Raw genomic sequence first — 20,141 nt, forward strand, 5'->3', positions numbered from 1 at the left:
CTGTTATTGAACGTCGCTCGCTACCGAGGTCACTGTGTTCCAAGGCTGCCCCATCTCCGCTGGTCAGGCGCTGTAATGCCGCATACCAATGCATTTCTGGACAAACTGGCCAGCAGTTCGCTGCGTTTGAACAAAACTCTGCTGCTGCTCGGCGCCCTGGTGTTGCTGTTGTTGGGCATCAGCTATCTGGGCGTGCAACGCATGCTCGAAGAACAGCGCGACACCCTGCAATTTCACTTCGCCCGGTTGATGGAAAATATCCATGAGCAGGAAGTGTTCCTGCGCGATATCTCCCAGGCCAGTGCCAAGGGCCAATATTTTCCTTTGGTGGTGTTGCCCACTTATTCGCAAAAACCCCTGCCCGAGGAAGGCCCGAATGTCTATGAGGGCCGTGGCTTGCCGTTCTCACTGCCGTTCAGCGTAAAGATCGATCCGCAGAGAATCGCCGCCGACCAGTACCCCAAGGTTTTCGCGCTGGGCAGTTATCTGGCCGCCTACTACAGCGCGTTCTGGGCGGCCTCGCACTATCAGTCGCCGCAAGTGATCCTGCTCAATGGCCCCGACAACTTCGACGTGGCCGTGCCCTCCGCCGGGCGCTTGCGCGGTGCCGGCCCGATGCAGATCGGCGCGTTTGCCCAAGTGATGAGCCAGGTGAACCAGCATGCACGCGAGCAGTCATCAGTCGCTGATCATCAAGTGCATTGGGTGCCCTACCCGTCTACTCAGGACAACGAGGCAACGCCGACGCTGCTGGCCTACGTCAGGATCAATCTGCTCCAGCCTATGCAGGCCATCGAGGGCGCCGATTCCTGGGTGGTGCTCGGCACGTTGCTGAAACTGTCCCAGGTCAACAACATCGAGCGCTTGATGGAGTGGTCGATCTACGATGACTTCACCTTGATCACCCCGGTCGGCGTGGTCTTGACCGGCGCACAGAGATCCGACCAGGAACTGGATGAGGGGATAAATTTCGACCGTGACGGCCTGGTGTTCAAACTGAGCAGCCCCGGCGCACAGCACTGGACCGCGATCTACGTTATCAGCCTGCGCAGTTTTCTCAGCTATGCGCTGTGGCCATTGCTGTGCCTGGTGGCGGTGGTGTTGGCGTTGCTCGGTTGTGGTCGGGTCATCAATCGTTGGTACACCGCGCGCGTGATACTGCCTGCGCAAAGTGCGCACGCGAGCATCGCCGAAAGCGAGGCCTTCAGCCGTGCGGTGATCGACACCGCGCCGACAGGCCTGTGCGTGATTCGCCGCAGCGATCACCACGTGCTTCTGGAAAACCAGCGCGCCCAGCAATGGCACGACAGCAGCCGTTTGATGAGCCTGCTCAAGGCACACAGCGAGTCCGGCCATGCCGATCTCGAGATCGACGGGCGTCATCTGCATCTGGCCTTCGTCTCGACCCGTTACCAGGGCCAGGATGCCTGGTTGTGTGCGCTGCACGATGTCACCCGGCATATCGAAGACGCCGCCGCCCTGGAAGAAGCCCGTCAGGCCGCCGACTCGGCCAATCAGGCCAAAAGCCGCTTCCTCGCCACCATGAGCCATGAAATTCGCACGCCACTTTACGGCGTGCTGGGCACCCTTGAATTGCTCGGGCTGACTCCGCTCGCCCCACGCCAGCAGGATTATCTGCACACCATCCAGCGTTCCTCCGCCAGCCTGTTCAAGCTGATCAGCGATGTGCTCGATGTGTCGAAGATTGAGGCCGGGCAAATGACCCTTGAGCTTCAGGACTTCTGCCCGCTGGAGCTGACTGAAGATGTCGTGCGTACTTACAGCGCATTTGCCCGCGCCAAAGGCCTGCAACTGTATGCCTGCATCGATTCGACGTTGCCGGACCGACTGCGCGGTGACCCGTTGCGCATCCGCCAGATCCTCAACAACCTGCTGAGCAACGCGATCAAGTTCACCGACAACGGCCGCGTGGTATTGCGCGTGCGGGTGGTGCAAAACGCCGCTGGCAACGCCCAAGTGCAATGGCAGGTCAGTGATTCCGGCGTGGGGATTTCCCAGGCGCAACAAGCGCAATTGTTCGATCCTTTCTATCAGGTCAACGATGCCGACAGTCAGGTCGGCGCGGGTCTGGGCCTGGCCATTTGCAAATGGCTGTGCGAGTTGATGCACGGTCAGTTGAGCGTGGTCAGTGAACCCGGACTGGGCAGCAGTTTTACCCTGCAACTGGAGTTGGAGAACGTGCCGGGCGCATTGGCCGACTGCCCCGCGTTCGTGGCCGGAAGCCCCGCCGTTTATGTTCGTGCACCCGTTAACGAACTGGCGCTGCACCTCATCGCCTGGCTCAATCGTTTTGGCCTGGATTGCCGCTTGGTGACAACCGAGATGCCGCCATCGGCGGCGCTGCTGGTGGACCTCATGCCCCTCGACAATGCCCCGCGCTGGAACGGGCCACGGATCGTCGCCGTAGCGGGCGGGCCAAACCCGTCGCAACTGAATGGTGCAGACTGGGCGGTCGATGCCGACGATGTGCGCGCAATTGCCTGGGCGATTTATCTGGCACAACACGGCGCCAATGCGCAGCGCCCAGCCGCGTTGCAGGCAAAGACCCGCCCACTGAATCTGCAGGTGCTGGTGGCCGAAGACAACGTGATCAACGCGGCGATCATCAAGGAACAACTGGAAGCACTGGGCTGCTCGGTGGTCGTCGCCGCGAATGGCGAACAAGCCTTGGCGCAGTGGGCGCCCGGCCGCTTCGATCTGCTGCTGACCGACGTCAACATGCCGGTCATGAACGGCTACCGACTGGCCGAAGCGGTGCGCCAACAGGACGCAACGCTGCCGATCATCGGCGTCACCGCCAACGCCCTGCGCGAAGAAGGCGAACGCTGTGCCGCCGTCGGCATGAACGCATGGATGGTCAAGCCACTGAACCTTGCCACCCTGCGCGCGCAACTTGAGCAACATTGCAAAATCGCCGTGGCCCCCGTTATCGATGCCCCGCCGTCGCTATCGGCAAAAATGCGCGAGTTGTTTGTCACCACCCTGCGCCAGGATATTCAGACCACCCTGACGGCACTGGATGCCGCCGACGCCAACAGCGTGGCGCAGCAACTGCACAGCATGGCGGGAGCGCTGGGTGCGGTGCAGATCAATGCCTTGGCCAGCGCGTTTGTCGAGCTGGAATGCCGCTTGACCGGCATGGCCGTGACGCCCGCTCTGGCCGTGGCGGTGCGACAAAATCTGACGCGGCTGCAAGATCTGCTCGACTCCCTCGAATAACTTCACTCTGGATAAATCACTCATGGAAACCTTCAACGTTGTCATTGCCGATGATCATCCCATCGTGCTGCTGGGGGTGCGGGAACTGGTCGAGCGTGACCAACGCTTTCGCGTGGTGGGCGAAGCCGTTGGCTCCGATGAGCTGATCAAGCTGCTGGAGACCAAGCCTGTAGATCTGTTGATCACCGACTTCAACATGCCTGCCGATTCGACCTACGGTGACGGCCTGAAACTGGTGGAGTACCTGATAAGGCACTTTCCCAAGGTTCGAGTGCTGGTACTGACCATGATCTCCAACCCCTTGATCCTGACGCGCCTGCAGGAACTGGGTGTGCTGGCAGTCATTCAGAAAAACCAGTTGCACGACGAAATCGAGACCGCACTCAAAGCCATCGCCAAAGGCAACCCGGTGCGCTGGCAGGCACCCGCGCCGACATCGGTAGTGAACGACGGCGCTGATCTGGATGAACGGTTTTCCCGGTTGTCGCCCAAGGAACATGAAATCCTGCGTTTGTTCGTTCAGGGCCAAGGCGTCAACGACATTGCCCGTTACTTGAACAGAAGTGCAAAGACCATCAGTACGCAGAAAATTTCGGCGATGCGCAAACTGGAAGTCGGCAGTGATCAGGAGTTATTGACTTATTGCATCGAGCGCAACTTGTTCAGCTAATAAAACCTGACACTTTTCGGCAACTTCCCAACTTCTAGGAATCGTCTGATGTTCCGTCGATAACCCGCGTTTTATTGTGTTGCTTTAACCCCACCAATGGAAAAAGCAACATGAAAAAGTTGTCCCAAACACTTCTCGCCCTTTCGATGTTCGCTGCCGCAGGTAACGCCCTGGCCGCTGACCCGGTCGTGCCAACCAAGGCCGGCAGCGGCACCATCAACTTCACCGGCACCATCAACAATGACGCCTGCTCCGTCGAAGGCGCTGGCAGCAACAAAACCATTTCGGTCAACATGGGCGAAGTGTCGATCAAGGACATGGGCACCGCCACTGCACCTAAAGGCAACGGCACCCTGAGCGCCGAAAACTTCGACATGAAGATCAACTGCAACGCCGGCACAAAAGTGGCGATGATCTTCGAACCGACCAAAGGCGCAGGCTCGGGCATCGTGGCCGGGACCAAAGTGCTGAAGCTGATCGACGGCCTGGGCGCTGCGAAGAACATCGGTATCGCCTTGCTCGACTCCAATGGCGCGTTGATCGACCTGAGCTCGCCATCCACCGCGAAGATCGAAAACACCCTGCAAGACAGCAACACCACGCTGAAATTCTCGGCCGCCTACGTCACCACGGTTGACCCGAAACTGGCTGTTGCCGGTCGCGGCGACGCCACTCTGCCGTTCACCCTGCAATACGAATAACCCGCGCGAATGCTCGAGCCCGGTGCGGGGCCACGCGGCCCCGCGCTTTCAATCACTTGCGCGGTAACCATCATGTTTTATCGTCACTCATTGTCCTTTTGCGCAGGCCTGCTGGGCCTGTTCGTGGTCAATCAGGCCACGGCCGGCATTTCCTTGAGCAGCACCCGTCTGGTCTTCGACGGCCAGCACAAGGAAGCCGGCATCACCGTACGTAACAGCGGTGCAGATGTCCTGGTCCAGTCGTGGATCGACACCGACGCCAACGAATCCGCTTCCGTGCCGTTTGCGGTTACGCCGCCGTTGGTGCGCGTCAGCGGCGACGAACAGCAAATACTGCGGGTCATCTACGAAGGCACCGGCATGCCGAGCGACCGCGAATCGGTGGTCTGGCTCAACGTGCAGGAAATCCCCCAGAACGCGAAAACCCAGAACACCCTGCAACTTGCCGTGCGCCAGCGCATCAAGGTGTTCTTCCGTCCGGCCGGTCTGAAAAAAAACGCCTATCTGGCACCGGTTGAATTGACCTGGCGCTTGGCCGAGCGTGCCGGCAAGAGCGTGCTGGTGGTGAACAACCCCGGGCTGTATCACGTGTCGATTGCCGATATCACCCTGCAATCCGGTGCACTGAGCGAGCATCCGTTTGATTCGACGATGATCGCCCCCGGCGAACGCAAAGAGTTCGCCCTCAAACAACTTCATTCAACTAATGCGGCAAATTTGTTGTTCAGCAGCATTAACGACTATGGCGCACAAGATCGTTATACCGCGCAACTTTCCAACAGCGCTGACACCAGCGCCAGTCCAAAGAAAGAAACGCCATAACTCGCGAATCGCTCTGATCGCACACTTTCACTGTATTTCTCTTCGCTCCGTTAGTTCGTATCGGAGGTGATATAGGGTTCCTGCATGTTTTTACTCAAACGCGACGGCCTGGCATCGTTGTTGATCGCCTCGGCTATCAGCACGGCGTGCCAGGCTGACGGCGATGAACAGTTCAACACGTCGTTTCTGCAAGGCGCCGCGTCGACCGTTGATGTGCAATCGCTGCTCGCCAGCAACAGCGTCCTCCCTGGCAACTACCGGGTTGACCTCTACAGCAACGACACGCTGGTCGGTCGTCGCGACATCGACTTCCGCCGCCACCCCGGCAATGGCAAGATCCAGGCCTGCCTGACCCTGGAAATGGTCCAGCAGTTGGGCGTCGACATCGCCAAGTTGCATGCCAGCGGCAAACTCAACGCTGACGACCCGAACGCCTGCCTCGACCTGCCGGCATTGATCGAACATGCCAGCGTGCGTTACGACGTGCCGCGCCTGCGCCTGCTGGTCAGCGTGCCGCAAAGCGCCATGGAACGTGGCCGACGGGGTTACGTTGACCCGGCCCTGTGGGACGAAGGCGTGCCTGCAGCGTTTATCAACTATCAACTGAGCAGCAACCGTAACAGCACGCAGACCGCCAACACGCTTTCCAATAACGTCGGCTTGCGCAACGGCATCAACCTGGGTGGCTGGCGCTTGCGCAACGAGTCCAACTTCAACAGCAGCACGGGCCAGCCGAGCACCTTCAAAAGCAACCGCAGCTATCTGCAACATGACCTGACCGCGTTGAAAGGCCAGTTCAGTGCCGGGGATATTTTCTCCGACGCCGACCTGTTTGACAGCGTGCGCTATCGCGGCTTGAAACTGGCCTCCGATGACGGCATGCGCGCCGACAGCGAGCGCGGCTATGCGCCAGTGATTCGCGGGATTGCCCAGTCCAGCGCCACGGTGGAAATTCGTCAGAACAACTACATGCTCTACAGCGCCAACGTGCCACCGGGCCCGTTCGAGATCAGCGATATTTATCCGAGCGGTTCCAACGGCGATTTGGAGGTGACGATTATCGAAGCCGACGGTCAGCGTCGGGTGACGGTGCAGGCGTTTTCCAGCCTGCCGATCATGGTGCGCCAGGGGCAGTTGAAGTACAGCGTCTCGGCCGGCCGCTACAACAGCAACAGCGATGATCAGCAATCGCCGCAGTTCGTCAGCAGCACACTGGCCTATGGCATCAGCAGCAACTTGTCCGGCATCGTCGGCGTGCAAGCGACCGAGGATTTCCAGGCGTTGTCCGTGGGCGCGGGGCGTAATACGCCGATTGGTGCCGTATCGCTCGACGTGACGCATTCCGCCAGCCGCACCTTTGGCCAAATGGTCAAAGGCAACAGTTTGCGCGCGCTGTACGCCAAGACATTTACCGGCACCGACACCAGCTTCACCCTCGCCGCCTATCGCTATTCGACCGAGGGTTATCGCACCCTCACCGACCACGTCGAGGAACTGAGCCACGAGAGCGAAAAACGCACGGGTAACTCGAAAACCCGCACCGACCTGACCATCAACCAGAGCCTGGGGACTAACCAGCAATATGGCAGCGTTTACCTCAACGCCAGTGACCAGCGTTATTGGGGACGCGGCGGATCGCAAAGCCTGTCGGCGGGTTACAGCAATTACTGGGGCGATGTCAGCTACAACCTCGGCGCGACCTACACCAAGGACGTCGGCAACTATGGGCCAGCGAACAATGACACTTTGGTCAATCTGTCGCTGTCATTCCCGCTGGGTTCAAAACCGCGCGCGCCGCGAGCGTTCGTTTCCGCCAGTACACAGAAAGCCACCGACAGCACCCAGGTCGGAATCAACGGTTACCTGACGGAAGACAGCGACACTTATTACTCGGTGCAAGGCGGCAACAGCAGCACTGGTGGCAGCAGCGGTTCAGCCAACCTCAGCACGCGAACATCGGTGATGGATATCAGCGCCGGTTACAGCCAGGGGCGCGGCTACAACTCGCAGAATCTCAATCTGGCCGGCTCGATCGTCGGCCACGGCGGCGGGATCAACCTCGGGCAAACCGTGGGTGAGACGTTTGCGCTGGCGCAGGTCGAAGGGGTTTCCGGGGTGAAAATCGGCAGTTTCTCCGGAGCGAAAACCGGGCGTAACGGCTATGCCGTGGTACCCAATGCGCAACCCTATCGGGTCAACTGGATCAACCTCGATACCCGCGATCTGGGCGCCGATATCGAGATCGATAACGCGACCCGGCAAGTGGTGCCGCGCCGCGGTGCAGTGGTGCTCGCGCGCTATGCGAGCAAGACCGGACGCCGCGTGCAATTTGCTTTGTTCGATGCGCAGCACCGGCCGATTCCCTTCGGCGCGTCGCTTGAAGATGGCGCGGGTAAGCAACTGGCGATCTCCGACCCGAGCGGCAAGGCACTGGCGTTGGTCGAGGATGACGCCGGCACGCTGACCATCAACTGGCAGGGCCAGCGTTGTGAAGCACCGTATGCGTTACCTGAACGTGACAAGGCGTTGAACTATGAACGGGCCTCGCTGGTGTGCCGCCCGTCCCCAGTTAATTTGCCGTAAGAAAAAATCCTTGCCCACCACAGATCAGTGTAGGAGTGAGCCTGCTCGCGATAAGGCCATCAGCCGCACCATTGATATCGACTGAAAAAACGCCATCGCGAGCAGGCTCACTCCTACAGGGGAACGCATTCCAAATGTAGGGGTGAGCCTGCTCGCGATTGAAGCGGCTCGGTTCAGGAGAAAGCGCGATCTAGAAATCGCGCTTGTAGAAGATATCCAGCGAACTCGCGACGCCACTGGCCGCCTCGACATACACCTTCTTGCTCAGCTTATAGCGCAGCGCAATGGTGCTGGCCGGTTCAAACACGCCCACGCCATAACGCAGACTGAGCTTCTCGGTAATATTGCCGCTGGCCACAACACTGGTGGCATCGCCGCTGCCCGCCGTGTCGAGCTGAAAGTCCTGAATGCCCAGATCCTTGGCCAGGCTGCTGGTGACCCCGGAGCTGCCCATCAGGCCCAGACCCAACGCCGCTTGCGCGAGCATGTTGTTGTCTTCGCCGTTGGTGCTCAGCGGGCGACCCAAGACCAGATAGGACAACGCCTGCTCCTGGCTCATCGCCGGCTCGGAGAAGATCTGCGTAGTCGGCTGCTCGGCACTGCCGCTCAGGCGAATACCGGCGATCACGTCGTCGGTCTGGCGGATCGCTTCGATGTCCAGATACGGCTGATCGAGGGGGCCGGCGAACAACAGACGCGCACGGCGCACTTGCAGGCGCTGACCGTAGGCACTGTAGCGACCGTCGTTGAGCCACAGTTCGCCACGGGTGTCCATGTTGTCGCCGATGTGCACATGGCCTTTCACGTTGGCGGTCAGGCCGAAACCGGCGAAAGCCAGTTTGTCTTCGCCGACCACCACGTCGATGTCCATTTTCATCGCCATCGGCGGTTTGCCCTCTTCGGTCTGCGCACCGACGATGATCGTGTCATCGGAGACTTTCACCGTTGATGGCGGCAATTCGCGCACGGTGATTTCGCCTCGCGGAACCTGCACCTTACCGGCAATCGCCAACTCATCGCCGGCCATGGAAATCTTCAGATCCGGGGCCACTTCCAGCTTGGCATACGGCTCGACCGTGACTGGCAATTGCGTGCCCTTGAGCGCCAGATCGACCATCAGTGCCTGGCCCCAGGCGACGTTCCCCGTCAAGCTGCCCTGCCCGGCCTTGCCACTTTTCCAGCCGCCGTCGAGGCGTACCGATTCGCCGGCAATCACAGCGGTGAGTTGCAGATTCTGCAGCTCCATCGGCAACTCGGCGCCGGACACTTCGCCATCGCTGAGCTGCACCGTGCCGTTGACCAGCGGCGCCAGCAGTCCGCCGGAAATCGTCCCGCTGCCGTTCAGGCGCCCGGTGAGTTTTTCAACCATCGGCACAAACGGCCGCGCCACCGACAGGTCCAGCCCGCTGAGGCGGAACGAGCCGCTCAACGGTTTGTTTTTCGGCAGCGGGTTGAGCTGCGCCTGCACCATCAATTCGCCGAGTTTACCGCCAACGAAATTCAGCTCGGTGTCGACGCGTTTTGGCGTGAGTTTGCTGGTGAGTTTCAGGGTCTGGTACGGGAAGTCCAGCCACTGATCCTTTTCCTTCATGCGCAAGGTGCCGCCGCTGGCGTCAATGCTGACAACACCGTTCGGGCCGCTGGCTGGCAGATCCAGTTGCAGATCGGCGTTGAGCTTACCCTTCCAGGCAAAGTCTTTCGGCAACCACTGCGCGAGGCTTTCGATCGGGAACTGCTTGAGGTGGTAGCGCAGTTTCGGCTCCGGCATCAGCCGTTGATCTTCACCGCACAGGCTGGCGTCGCCGGACATCCAGCAATGCGCGCCAAAGTTGATTTTGCCGTCTGCCAGACGTTCGAGCTTGGCCGGGCTTTGCAGTTTCCAATCCTGGCCACCGGCCTGAATATCGCCACTGGCCAGACGACCACGCCAGTTGCCCTTGTCCAGATTGCCATCCAGACCGAGGGCCAGTTTCAGCTTCGGCCCGATCAGATCGAGGTCGAGTTTCTGCTTTTTGATGTCGCCTTGAGCGCTGGCGGTCAAAACGCCCAAGTTAGTGTCGCCGGCCTGAATGCCGCTGCCTTTCAGATCGATCTTTGCCCGCTGTGCGCTGTCGAGAGTCGCATCGAGGTTGAGGCTTTGCAGGCGATTGTCCTGGAAGGCCAATTGCGAACCTTGCAGATCGAGTTTGCCCTGCGGCGCTTGCAGCGTGCCGGCGACATTGACCTGACCGTTGACCTGCCCGCGCAATTGCGGCCAGAGCTGGGCCAGTCGCGACAGCTTGATATCGATCTGCCCGGTGAGCTTCTGTTGCAGGCTACCCTTGCCGCTGATGCTGTTGTCGCCGAGGCGGATTTGCAGGGCATTGAGGTTCCACTGTTCGCCAGCGCCATCGGCCTTGGCCTGGAGGATCGCCGGTTGCCCGCGCAGTTTGCCTTTCAAGTCGAGGTCGGCGGTCAGGCTCAGGCGTTCATTCTTCATTTCGCCTTGGCTTTTCAGCGGCCCGGCCAAGGTGCCCGGCAACTCGGCGACCCAGTAAGCCGGGTTGAGCGCCGACAGTTCCAGCGCGGTGTCCCAGGCGATGCCATCGGCGAACTGCACATTAACGTGCCCTTCAGCCTTGCCCTGCCCGGCTTGCATTTTCAATTGCGGCAAAGCGATCTGTTTAAGGCTGCCGCTGAACGGACTGCTCAGGGTAAACGCGCCCGCCGGGCCATCCAGTGCGGCGGCGAAGTTGCCGAGGTACTGACCGTCGGTGTAGGAGACTTCGCCCGTGAAGGTACGCAAAGCGACCTCAGGTTCGTCGATTTCGTTGTAGAGCCGATGCCACGGAAAGTCCTGCCAGTTGATGTTGGCTTGGGCGCTGAGGCCTTTGCTCCAGTCAACACTGCCGGTGAGTTTCAGGCTTTGCTTGTCGTTGGCCGTCAGGTCGAGGCCGGCAATCTGCGCGCCACTGGCGTCGACTTTGCCTTGCAGCAACAGCGCGACCGGACCTCTGTCGGCAGGCAGCGTGGCGTTGCCGTTGAGCTGGTAACCGCTTTTCAGGTCACCCTCACCGGTCAGCACCAGTTGGTTGAGTTGCAGGGTGTCCGGCAGGTCGGCGCTCGGTTTGAACGCATCGGCGGTGATGCGCACTTTGGCCGGCAGGTTTTCCGCCAGCGGTTGCAATTCACCACTCAACTGGCCGTCGAGGTAACCCCGGCTGTCGGCGTGCAGGTTGAGGGTTTTCAACAGGTCACCGTCGATCTTCAACGCCAGCGTCCACGGCTCCGTACCCGGCGACGGCAACGTCAGGTCGCCGCTGATGTTCAGCGGCCAGTTGCCGGTCGGCGTGAGTGTGCCGGACAGGTTCAGGCTGAGGTCGTCGCGCTGCAATTTGATGCTTTCAATCTGCATGCCCTGGGCAGTCCAGTGCGCTGCCAGTTGCAAACCCTTGAGCTGTTCGCTGCCGTTGAACAACAGGCTGCCGACCTGCACGTCGCCCAGCTCGATGGCCACCGGCAATTGCAGGTCCGGCAGTTTGATCGGGCCGCTTTCGGTGGTTTCTTCGCTCGGCGGGAATTGCAGAATGACCTGATCAGCCTTGAGCTGTTCGATGCACAGGGTCATGCGCGTCAGGCACAGCGGCGACCAGGCGAAGATTGCCTTGTTCAGCTCGACGCGGCTGCTGTCCTGCTGCCACAGCAGATGATCGGCACTCCATTGCCCGCCGAGGCGACCCTGGAAATTCTCCACCGTCAGCCCCGGCACGAGCCCCAGCACCCAACGGCTGCCAGCCGCCGTGCCGAGTACGGCGGTGACACTCAATACAATCAACAACACCAGCGCCAACAACGCCAGCGCCGTCATTTTCAAACCACGCTTCACAGCTCAGGCCCCATGGAAAAGTGCAGCCGGATGCCGCCATCGTCGTCGAGTGCGTGGGCCAGGTCGAGGCGGATCGGCCCCACCGGCGAGACCCAGCGCACACCAATGCCGACCCCGGTCTTGAGGTTCGGCAGTTCGAGTTTATTGAAGGAGTTGCCTTGGTCGACGAAGGTCGCCACGCGCCATTTTTCGGCGATCGAGTATTGATACTCGACGCTGCCGGCGACCATATAGCGGCCACCGATGCGATCGCCTTTGGAGTTTTCCGGGGACAGGCTCTGGTAGTCGTAACCGCGCACACTTTGATCGCCACCGGCAAAGAAGCGCAGCGACGGCGGCACCGAGTTGTAGCCGTTGGTGGCGCTGCCACCGACCTGCACGCGACCAAGGAAGCGATGTTTGTCGAACACCGTGGTCAGGCCTTTGACCAGCGCCGTGCCATACAGCAGGTTGTTGTCCGAACCGAGGCCTTCCTTCGCCACTTTGCTTTCGAAGCTCAGGCGATAGCCGTTGTGCGGGTCGATGCGGTTGTCGCTTTTCAGATACGAGTAGCTGATGCCGGGCATCAGCAAGGTACTCAGGCCGGAGTCATCGCCGAGTTCATATTCTTCACGCTGCCATTTCAGCGAGATCACCCGCTGCCAGCCGCTCGGTAATTTGCTGTGCCATTCCGGGCCGAAGGTCAGCAGTTTGCTCAGGGTGTCGGAGCCGTCGATGTCTTCGAACTGATAACCGCCGGCCCAACGCAGTTTGTCGGTCAGTGGCGGGTCGAGCGGGATGTCGTAGAACAGCCCGACGTTTTGCCGGGGCGCCGAGAGTTCGGCTTCCCAGCCATAGCTGTCGCCCTGCGGGTTGACCCAGTGGCGCGTCCAGTTGGCTTTGATGCGCGGGCCGACGTCGGTCGAATAACCGAGGCCCAGGCCCATGGTGCGCGGCTTGCGCGTGTCGAGTTTGACGTCCACCGGGATCACGTCATTTTTCGCGGTCGTCGGTGCGGCATCGACGCGCACGCCTTCGAAATAGCCGCTCGATTGCAAATCACGGTTCAGCTCTGCGATCAGCTCGGAATCGTACGGCTCGCCTTCCTTGAACGGCACCATGCGTTGCAGCAGGTCTTCGTCGAACGGCGTGTCACCTTCGAATTTGACTTTGCCCAGCGCATAACGCGGGCCGCTGTCGTAGATCAGTTCGATGTCGGCCACCCCGGCGCGCGGGTCGACCATGAGTTTTTGACGGGTGAAATGGCCACTGAAAAAACCGAAGCGCGAGGCCTGATTCTGAATAAGTCTTTTGGCGTCTTCGTAACGCCCATGGTTGAGCACCGCGCCGGACTTGAGCGCGTCGCTTTTCGGTACACGAAAGGATTTGAGGGAGGCAGCCGGGCCGTCGACACGAATGGTGACGTTGCGCAGATGAATCGGCTCGCCGGGATCGATGTTCAACACCAGGCGCGGCTTGTCGCCGCCCTTGACGTCACTTTCGATCTGCGGCTGGTAATAGCCCAACGCCTGAGCCGCTTTGCGCGCCTGCTCTTCGGCACCGCGACTGAAGCGCTGCAGGGCTTCTTCGTCACGGTCGCCGAGACTGCCGATATAGCCTTCTATATTGGCCTTGAGTTCATCGTTGGACGGTTTGATCCGCACATCCAATTCACTTTGCGCCAGTGCCGCACAGCTGGATAACAGCAAGAGCACGCCACTGGTAAATCTTCCTGGAAACTTCATAGGCGCGGATGCTATCACGGGCTTGGGAGCGTGATAGAACAGGAAATTTCCCAAGAAGTTCGATTGTCATGCTGTTGCAGTTTGTAACACCTGCGGATTGGCGTGGAAAAATACGTGTTCGCGCACCGGGCCGACGGCAACTTCGCCGATCTCTTCGTAACCCTGTCTTTTATAGAATTCCAGGTAACGCGGGTTGCCGGTGTCGAGCACCACGCCTTGCGAGGTTTCGTCAACGGCGCACCAGTTGTGTACGGCGGTCAGCAATTGTTCACCGAAGTGTTTGCCCTGGAACTGCGGATGAATTCCCAGCAATGGCAGCATGTGCACCGAATCGCTGGGTACGCAGGCAGCAACGGCATCGTGGTACTCCAGATAGCGCCGAGTGCAGCGGAAACCGGTGCTGAGCACCATGCGCAGGCGCCACGCCCAGCTTTCGGTGATGCCCAAACGGCGTTGCGGTGGCGCGATCAGGGCGATGCCGATCAGGCGGTCGTTGACCAGCAGGCCAATGGCCGGCAGATCCTGCAGAAAGTGTTGCTTGACCAGTTCCCGCACCGTCGCCCGCACCCGTTGCTCATAGCCGGGACGCTCGGCTTCGAACAGGTAGCCGAAGGTCGGCTCGTGGCGATAAGCCTGATAGAGCAGCGAGCGGGCTTCGCGGGAATAGCCGCGGTCGAGCATATGAATGTCGGCGATGGCGGTCTGGGTTTCAGGCATGACAGTGACTCTCCCCGGGGCGCGTTCAAATGGCGGCGCTCTTGTTGGTACGAACCCTGTAGTGGTGGCGTGGTTCCCCAAAGGTATAGACCAACCTTGGATCTTCATCGACTGGGCAAACGCTATCGCGAGCAGGCTCACTCCTACATTTGGAATGCGTTCCCCCTGTAGGAGTGAGCCTGCTCGCGATGGCGCCATTGCTGACAACACAAATCCCACAGACAAAAGTGATTTCTCCTACCCCACACTGGCCCATCTCCCCCATGTCAGCTAGCATCGCCCTTTTGCCAGGACTGCCGACCATGAAGATCGTTTCCTTCAACATCAACGGACTGCGCGCCCGTCCGCATCAGCTGGCAGCGCTGATCGAAAAACACCAGCCGGACGTGATCGGTCTGCAGGAAACCAAGGTCCACGACGATCAGTTCCCGCTCGAAGAAGTCCGCGCCCTCGGCTACCACGTGTATTTCCATGGCCAGAAAGGCCATTACGGCGTGGCCATGCTCTCGCGCAAGGAGCCGATCGCCATCCATAAAGGTTTCGCCACCGACGAAGAAGACGCTCAGCGTCGCTTTATCTGGGGCACGTTCGCCGACGCCAATGGCGTACCGGTGACCATCATGAACGGCTATTTCCCTCAAGGTGAAAGCCGCGACCACCCGACCAAATTCCCCGCCAAGCAGCGTTTCTACAGCGATCTGCAAGCGCTGCTGGAAAGCCAGTTCCACAACGAGCAGCCGCTGGTGGTGATGGGCGATGTGAATATTTCCCCGGAAGACTGCGACATCGGCATCGGCCCGGACAACATGAAGCGCTGGCTGAAAACCGGCAAATGCAGCTTCCTGCCGGAAGAGCGCGAGTGGATGGCGCGCCTGAAAAACTGGGGTTTGACCGACAGCTATCGCCACTTGAACCCGGATGTGACCGACATGTTCAGCTGGTTCGATTACCGCAGCCGTGGTTTCGAGGATGAACCGAAGCGCGGGCTGCGCATCGATGTGATTCTGGCGTCGCATGGTTTGTTGCCACGGGTGAAGGCAGCGGGTGTCGACTATGAATTGCGCGGGATGGAAAAACCGTCCGATCATGCGCCGATCTGGTTGGAACTCAGCTGATCCCTAGCCTTACGCAATACCTGTAGGAGTGAGCCTGCTCGCGATAGCGGTGAATCAGACGACATAAATGTTGACCGGTACACCGCTATCGCGAGCAGGCTCACTCCTACATTGAATCGGTGTCATCTTTCGGTCATGCGCCTGACTTAATCTCCCCGGCAATCCCCTTGGCTTGATTCGGTGCCGGCATGACCCTGCGTGTTTTGTGCGTGTTTCTCTTGAGTGCATGGCTGACGGTTTCTGCCGCCGCCCTGCCCCTCCCTGAAAACGGCCCGGCGCTGCGCATTCAAGGTTCCAACACGATCGGCGCCGAACTCGGCCCGGCACTCGTTGAGGGCCTGCTGCAAGAGCAAGGCCTGCTGAAAATCCACCGCGAAACCCCGGACACCGCCAACGAACTGCGCATCGTCGGCCAGACCAGCGAAGGTAAACGCGTGGTCGTTGAAGTCGCCGCCCACGGTTCCAGCACCGGTTTCACCGCGTTGAAAAATGCCAGCGCCGACCTCGCCGCGTCTTCCCGCGAGATCAAGGACAGTGAGTTACAGACCCTGCAATCACTGGGCGACCTGAAAAGTCCTGCCGCTGAACAAGTCATCGCCATTGATGGCCTGGCGATCATCCTTCATCCCGACAATCCGCTGCAGCAACTGGACACCGAGCAACTGGCGCGGATCTTCGCTGGCGATGTGAAAACCTGGGAAGACCTCGGCGGGCGTGGCGGTGCGATTCATTTATATGCGCGCGATGATCAGTCCGGCACTTACGACACGTTTAAGGAACTCGTCTTGAGCCGGCGTGGGAAAAGTCTGAACAGCGCCGCGAAACGTTTTGAATCCAGCGAGCAATTATCCGACGCCGTGAGTTCGGATCCGCAAGGCATCGGTTTCATCGGTTTGCCCTACGTGCGTCAGGCCAAAGCCGTGGCCATTGCTGATGGCGCATCGCAGTCGATGCTGCCGCTCAACAGCCTGATCGCTACCGAAGACTATCCACTGTCGCGGCGGTTGTTCTTCTATCTACCGCCCGAAAGCAACAATCCTTGGGCGAAAGCCTTGGTGACGTTTGCGCAGAGCCGTCAGGGCCAGGCGATTGTCGCGGCCAACGGTTTTATCAGCCAGACCGTGCATGCGATGAGCGTCGCGCCGAATGCACTGATGCCCGAGGGCTATCAATCCCTCAGCCGTCACGCCCAGCGTCTGACGGTGAATTTCCGCTTTGAAGAAGGCAGTGCGAAGCTGGATAACAAGGCGCGTCAGGATCTGGCGCGAGTGTTCGACTATATAAAGCGTCATGACAAGACTGAACGCGCGGTGACATTGGTCGGGTTTGGTGATGCCAAGGACGACCCGGCACGCGCGGATCTGCTGTCAAAGCTGCGGGCGATGGCGGTACGACGGGAGTTGGTGAAGAACGGCGTGGTGTTGCGCGAGGTTCGCGGGTTTGGCGCGTTGATGCCGGTGGCGGCGAACAATGTGGATGAAGGAAGGATCAAGAATCGGCGGGTTGAGGTTTGGGTGTATTAGCCCTACCCGATCGTTCCCACGCTCTGCGTGGTAACGCCGCCATGGACGCTCCGCGTCCACTGTGACGCAGAGCGTCACAGGATGCATTCCCACGCAGAGCGTGGGAACGATCAGGTGGATCAGCGCTCGCTACGCAACATTTCCTTCGGCACATATTTGCCGATCTCGAATTTGCCGATCGCCGCGCGGTGCACTTCGTCCGGGCCGTCGGCCAGGCGCAGGGTGCGTTGCATGGCGTACATGTAGGCCAGCGGGAAATCGTTCGACACCCCGGCCCCACCATGCATCTGAATCGCTCGATCGATCACCCGCAGTGCGACGTTCGGCGCAACGACTTTGATCTGCGCGATCTCGCTTTTCGCCACTTTGTTACCGACGGTGTCCATCATGTACGCCGCTTTCAGCGTCAGCAGACGTGCCATGTCGATTTCCATCCGCGAGTCGGCGATCTTGTCGACGTTACCGCCCAGGCGCGCCAGCGGTTTGCCGAATGCAGTGCGGCTCACCGCCCGTTTGCACATCAATTCCAGGGCCCGTTCAGCCATGCCGATCGAGCGCATGCAGTGGTGAATCCGGCCTGGGCCAAGGCGACCTTGAGCGATTTCGAAGCCACGGCCTTCACCGAGCAAAACGTTTTCGTACGGCACACGCACGTTGTCGAACAGCACTTCGGCGTGGCCGTGCGGAGCGTCGTCGTAGCCAAACACCGGTAGCGGACGGACGATTTTCACCCCGGGGGTGTCGACCGGCACGAGGATCATCGAGTGCTGCGCATGGCGCGGCGCATCAGGATTGCTCAGGCCCATGAAGATGAGGATTTTGCAGCGCGGATCGCAGGCGCCGGAGGTCCACCATTTTTTACCGTTGATCACCCACTCGTCACCATCACGCACGGCGCGGGCGGCCATGTTGGTCGCGTCCGAAGAGGCAACGTCCGGTTCGGTCATGGCGAATGCCGAGCGGATTTCACCGCGCAACAGCGGTTCGAGCCAGCGCTGTTTCTGTTCTTCGTTGGCGTAGCGCACCAGCACTTCCATGTTGCCGGTGTCCGGCGCCGAGCAATTGAACGGTTCCGGCCCGAGCAGCGAGCGGCCCATGATTTCCGCCAATGGCGCGTATTCGAGGTTGGTCAGACCGGCACCGAGTTCCGACTCAGGCAGAAACAAATTCCACAGACCTTCGGCCTTGGCCTTGGCTTTGAGCTCTTCCATGATCGCCGTCGGCTGCCAACGATCGCCTTCGGCAACCTGGCGTTCGAACACCGCCTCGGCCGGGTAAACGTAAGTGTCCATGAACGCGGTCACGCGCTCACGCAGTTCTTGCACCTTGGGCGAATAAGCGAAATCCATGATCAATTACCTTCTTGGGCAGAGGTTGTTTAAGTCATGCAATCGATGCTAGAACAGCGTTGATAATTTACCTAGCCTATTCTCGGCGTGTATAAACATTCATCACCGATATATGATCGGCTGATTGCCAGCCCTTAAAACACTGCCCTAAATAACAAGAGAAGCCGCGTTATGAATCTGAGTAAGGTCGACCTCAACCTTTTCATCGTCTTCGACGCGATCTACACCGAAGCCAACCTGACCCGCGCCGGGCAGATTGTCGGTATCACCCAGCCGGCGGTGTCCAACGCCTTGGCGCGGTTGCGCGAAACCTTCAACGATCCGCTGTTCGTGCGCACGGCTCAGGGCATGGTCCCGACGCCGATGGCGCAGAACATCATCGGCCCGGTGCGCAACGCTTTGTCGCTGCTGCGTGTGTCGGTTCAGGAAAGCCGCATTTTCAACCCGGCGCAAGCGGTCAAGACCTACCGCATCAGCATGACCGACCTCACCGAAGCGGTGATTCTACCGCCGCTGTTCCAGCGCCTGCGCCGTCTGGCGCCGACCGTGATTATCGAAAGCTTTCTGTCCAAGCGCCGTGAGACCACCAAAGAGCTGGCCGCCGGACGTCTGGATTTCGCCGTGGATGCGCCGCTCAACACCGACCCGCAGGTGCGCCACGTCAAGCTGATGGAAGACCGTTACGTCTGTGCGATGCGCAAGGGGCATCCGATGGCAGGCAAGGAAAAGCTCTCGCTGGATGATTACTTGTCGCTGACCCATATCCATATTTCCAGCCGTCGCAGTGGTCTGGGTTATGTCGATCTGGCGCTGGGCAAAATGGGCATTCAGCGCAAGATTGCCCTGCGCTCGCAGCATTATCTGATGGCGTCGCAAGTGATGCAGCAAACCGACATGGTCATGACGGTGCCGGAGCGCTTCGCCCGTCGGCATGAGCTGCAGGCGTTTAACCTGCCGGTGAATGATGTGCCGCCGGTGGAGACGCACTTGTACTGGCATGAAAGCACGGACCAGGATCCGGCGAATCGCTGGATGCGCGAGCAGATGATCGAGTTGTGCCAGCAGGTGACGGCGCAGGAGAAGAAGCTGGATAAGGTGTAAGAAATTACACCGCATTATCGTTCTTCGTCGGAACGCCGCCCGGAGACAGGCTCGCTCCCACAGAGGATTGCTCTCCGACTGAAGTAATGCGGTCGAATGTGGGAGCGAGCCTGCTCGCGAAGAGGCAATCAAATGCAACACAAAATCATCCTGCTTGACGTAAACGTCAACCTGCCATTAGCTTAGCGCCAAGACCTTTTTTCGAGCGCTTCCATGAGCAGCCAGACTTACAGCATCTCCGACCTCGCCCGCGAGCTGGACATCACCACCCGGGCGATCCGCTTTTACGAAGAGCAAGGCCTGCTCAGCCCTGAGCGCCGTGGCCAGGAACGTATCTATTCGCCACGCGACAAGGTCAGTCTGAAGCTGATCCTGCGCGGCAAGCGCATCGGTTTCTCGCTGGCCGAATGCCGTGAACTGATCGAGCTTTACGACCCTTCCAGCGGTAACACCAAACAGCTCAACAGCATGCTGGCGAAAATAACTGAGCGCCGCGAGCAGTTGGAACAGCAGTTGCTGGATATCGAACAGATGAAACTGGAACTCGATACCGCCGAAGAGCGTTGCGTGCAGGCACTGGAGCAGACGCTCAAGAGCCAGCAGGCCATTCAGTAATAACCCCATTCCCTGTGGGAGCGAGCTTGCTCGCGAATACGGTCTGACATTCAAATGTTTGTCGACTGATGCGCCGCTTTCGCGAGCAAGCTCGCTCCCACAGGGTTCTCCACGAA

General features: G+C 59.7%; 13 protein-coding genes. 9 read left to right on the forward strand and 4 right to left on the reverse strand.

Translation table 11 applies throughout. The features are described from left to right. Positions 1–75 precede the first annotated feature (75 nt). From AB4O11_RS26680 to AB4O11_RS26700, 5 genes are all read left to right on the forward strand, one after another. Complete coding sequence (locus tag AB4O11_RS26680) at positions 76–3,240, forward strand: hybrid sensor histidine kinase/response regulator (protein WP_460129333.1); 3,165 nt, start codon at positions 76–78, stop codon at positions 3,238–3,240. A 22-nt stretch (positions 3,241–3,262) separates the two neighbouring features. Continuing rightward, complete coding sequence (locus AB4O11_RS26685) at positions 3,263–3,910, forward strand: response regulator (protein ID WP_460129335.1); 648 nt, start codon at positions 3,263–3,265, stop codon at positions 3,908–3,910. 110 nt (positions 3,911–4,020) lie between these two features. After that, positions 4,021–4,611 (forward strand): fimbrial protein, encoded by a 591-nt coding sequence (locus AB4O11_RS26690; RefSeq protein WP_460129337.1) that lies wholly within the window; start codon positions 4,021–4,023, stop codon positions 4,609–4,611. Between the two features lie 72 nt (positions 4,612–4,683). Continuing rightward, positions 4,684–5,433, forward strand: coding sequence for a fimbrial biogenesis chaperone (locus tag AB4O11_RS26695; protein ID WP_460129339.1), 750 nt, complete (start codon positions 4,684–4,686; stop codon positions 5,431–5,433). A gap of 84 nt (positions 5,434–5,517) precedes the next feature. Continuing rightward, on the forward strand, positions 5,518–8,016 hold the full coding sequence (locus AB4O11_RS26700; protein WP_460129341.1) for a fimbria/pilus outer membrane usher protein: 2,499 nt from the start codon (positions 5,518–5,520) through the stop codon (positions 8,014–8,016). 190 nt (positions 8,017–8,206) lie between these two features. Here the strand turns inward: AB4O11_RS26700 and AB4O11_RS26705 are convergent, their stop codons facing one another. The 3 genes from AB4O11_RS26705 to AB4O11_RS26715 form a co-directional block, all read right to left on the reverse strand. Beyond that, a complete protein-coding gene (locus AB4O11_RS26705) occupies positions 8,207–11,881 on the reverse strand; it encodes a translocation/assembly module TamB domain-containing protein (RefSeq protein ID WP_460129343.1) in 3,675 nt (1,224 codons plus the stop codon). Next, positions 11,878–13,605, reverse strand: a complete 1,728-nt coding sequence (locus tag AB4O11_RS26710; RefSeq protein ID WP_460129345.1) for an autotransporter assembly complex protein TamA — start codon at positions 13,603–13,605, stop codon at positions 11,878–11,880. The genes AB4O11_RS26705 and AB4O11_RS26710 overlap by 4 nt, the downstream gene beginning before the upstream one ends. A gap of 66 nt (positions 13,606–13,671) precedes the next feature. Then, positions 13,672–14,322, reverse strand: coding sequence for a GNAT family N-acetyltransferase (locus tag AB4O11_RS26715; RefSeq protein ID WP_007912451.1), 651 nt, complete (start codon positions 14,320–14,322; stop codon positions 13,672–13,674). A gap of 302 nt (positions 14,323–14,624) precedes the next feature. On the opposite strand from AB4O11_RS26715, the gene xthA reads away from it, so the two are divergent. Then, entirely contained in the window at positions 14,625–15,437 is an 813-nt protein-coding gene (gene xthA, locus AB4O11_RS26720) for an exodeoxyribonuclease III (RefSeq protein WP_064389273.1), read from the forward strand. Between the two features lie 188 nt (positions 15,438–15,625). Continuing rightward, positions 15,626–16,960 carry a substrate-binding domain-containing protein gene (locus AB4O11_RS26725; RefSeq protein ID WP_460091464.1) on the forward strand — a complete coding sequence of 445 codons (1,335 nt, stop codon included), beginning with the start codon at positions 15,626–15,628 and terminating at the stop codon, positions 16,958–16,960. 119 nt (positions 16,961–17,079) lie between these two features. Here AB4O11_RS26725 and AB4O11_RS26730 read toward each other — a convergent pair whose 3' ends face one another. After that, positions 17,080–18,309: an acyl-CoA dehydrogenase gene (locus AB4O11_RS26730; RefSeq protein WP_134178261.1), complete on the reverse strand. Its 1,230-nt coding sequence runs from the start codon at positions 18,307–18,309 to the stop codon at positions 17,080–17,082. A gap of 171 nt (positions 18,310–18,480) precedes the next feature. Here AB4O11_RS26730 and AB4O11_RS26735 point away from each other — a divergent pair, with 171 nt between their 5' ends. Both AB4O11_RS26735 and AB4O11_RS26740 read left to right on the forward strand, forming a co-directional pair. Next, positions 18,481–19,410, forward strand: coding sequence for a LysR family transcriptional regulator (locus tag AB4O11_RS26735; RefSeq protein WP_016986544.1), 930 nt, complete (start codon positions 18,481–18,483; stop codon positions 19,408–19,410). A 213-nt stretch (positions 19,411–19,623) separates the two neighbouring features. Beyond that, positions 19,624–20,025, forward strand: coding sequence for a MerR family transcriptional regulator (locus AB4O11_RS26740; RefSeq protein WP_093434160.1), 402 nt, complete (start codon positions 19,624–19,626; stop codon positions 20,023–20,025). Positions 20,026–20,141: the final 116 nt, after the last annotated feature.

This window comes from Pseudomonas sp. H1_D05, assembly GCF_054682705.1.

What these genes read in the sequence shown, in the direction of transcription:
- AB4O11_RS26730 (WP_134178261.1), bottom strand. Translation starts at nt 18,309, where the DNA reads ATGGATTTCGCTTATTCGCCCAAGGTGCAAGAACTGCGTGAGCGCGTG.
- AB4O11_RS26695 (WP_460129339.1), top strand. Translation starts at nt 4,684, where the DNA reads ATGTTTTATCGTCACTCATTGTCCTTTTGCGCAGGCCTGCTGGGCCTG.
- AB4O11_RS26690 (WP_460129337.1), top strand. Translation starts at nt 4,021, where the DNA reads ATGAAAAAGTTGTCCCAAACACTTCTCGCCCTTTCGATGTTCGCTGCC.
- AB4O11_RS26740 (WP_093434160.1), top strand. Translation starts at nt 19,624, where the DNA reads ATGAGCAGCCAGACTTACAGCATCTCCGACCTCGCCCGCGAGCTGGAC.
- xthA (WP_064389273.1), top strand. Translation starts at nt 14,625, where the DNA reads ATGAAGATCGTTTCCTTCAACATCAACGGACTGCGCGCCCGTCCGCAT.
- AB4O11_RS26700 (WP_460129341.1), top strand. Translation starts at nt 5,518, where the DNA reads ATGTTTTTACTCAAACGCGACGGCCTGGCATCGTTGTTGATCGCCTCG.
- AB4O11_RS26735 (WP_016986544.1), top strand. Translation starts at nt 18,481, where the DNA reads ATGAATCTGAGTAAGGTCGACCTCAACCTTTTCATCGTCTTCGACGCG.
- AB4O11_RS26725 (WP_460091464.1), top strand. Translation starts at nt 15,626, where the DNA reads ATGACCCTGCGTGTTTTGTGCGTGTTTCTCTTGAGTGCATGGCTGACG.
- AB4O11_RS26715 (WP_007912451.1), bottom strand. Translation starts at nt 14,322, where the DNA reads ATGCCTGAAACCCAGACCGCCATCGCCGACATTCATATGCTCGACCGC.
- AB4O11_RS26680 (WP_460129333.1), top strand. Translation starts at nt 76, where the DNA reads ATGCCGCATACCAATGCATTTCTGGACAAACTGGCCAGCAGTTCGCTG.
- AB4O11_RS26710 (WP_460129345.1), bottom strand. Translation starts at nt 13,605, where the DNA reads ATGAAGTTTCCAGGAAGATTTACCAGTGGCGTGCTCTTGCTGTTATCC.
- AB4O11_RS26685 (WP_460129335.1), top strand. Translation starts at nt 3,263, where the DNA reads ATGGAAACCTTCAACGTTGTCATTGCCGATGATCATCCCATCGTGCTG.